This is a genomic window from Bacillus sp. 05T22, from assembly GCF_056396765.1.
Genome location: NZ_JBFTMC010000249.1, coordinates 1 through 1,158, shown reverse-complemented (window position 1 = coordinate 1,158; position 1,158 = coordinate 1). Strand labels below are relative to the sequence as shown.

At 36.6% G+C, this 1,158-nt stretch carries 1 protein-coding gene; it reads right to left on the bottom strand.

Annotation, left to right across the window (positions count from 1 at the left end; genetic code table 11):
* Positions 1-33: 33 nt before the first annotated feature.
* A complete protein-coding gene (locus tag AC1DIT_RS28170; protein ID WP_016113412.1) occupies positions 34-984 on the bottom strand; it encodes a nucleoside hydrolase in 951 nt (316 codons plus the stop codon).
* Between the last annotated feature and the right edge of the window lie 174 nt (positions 985-1,158).

The window sequence follows — 1,158 nt, the reverse complement described above, 5'->3', positions numbered from 1 at the left end:
AATTTCCGTTATCTGAAGTTTACTTAGGATAYGCTACAGTCTCTTCCTTAAGAATGTTTCCATGATATCTCTCTTAAAACTTTCGTAATTGAACTGAAAAGCGACATTATGTGTTTTATAACCCGGATTTGTCACAAAACGAAAATCTGCAATACTTTGACCAAATCCTTCTCCTTGATCGGGAATTACTTTGATGGGTACTTTTGAAAGGAGAACTGCATCTGGGTTCAACAAATACCAGATTGTTACAAAATCATGCATAGGACTTCCCCTTATACCAGGGTTCGATTTAGAGTAGAAATTATAGTAGTAGTCTAACATGGGCTTGATGATAAGCCCTGCAAGGTCCTGTGTATTACGGTGAAACGCGTCGATTTGTTGGACCATTTCGGGTGTAACAATCGCGTGTTGGGTGACGTTTAACGGAATAATTGTCAAATTCTTTGCATGCTGCAGAATTAAGTTTGCTGCATAAGGGTCTGCATAAAAGTTAGCTTCAGCCACAGCAGTCACGTTTCCAGGATAAAAAAAAGCTCCGCCCATACAAATGTATTCATTCACGTTCCGCATTGTTTCTAAATTTAGGACAAATGCCGTCGCCAACGAAGAGAGCCTTCCCAAATTAATAATTATGAGGTCATCTAAATTAGAATCTATAATCCGATAAATATCATTGATAGGGTAAGTCGGATAAGAAATCTCAGGCGGGATGATAGGTCCTAATCCCACTTTCCCATGTACTTCAGGAAAATACTGGACCAATATGCCTGTTAAAGGTACAGAAGCACCCAAAAATACAGGTATCTCTTCCTTTCCCCCAATATACTTTAAATAGTTAATATTTCTTATAGCATTCTCTCTTGATACATTTCCATAATCAGCTACAATCCCTACAAGTTGGATATCTTTACGGAAAAAGGTATACAGAACAGCAAAGGCATCATCAATTCCTAAATCTGTAAACAGAAGAACTTTTTTTGGCATATATCTTCCCCCAAAAGCAATAGAATCATAATTTCATTGAGCCTGTACTATATATATTTCATGTGTTCCTGAATAGTACGTTCTGGTTATCAGTCACTGCATATATCCTATATGTTTTTACGCCTAAAAAATATTTTTGTTTTGTATATCCTCTACATGTGAAGTTAACATAAC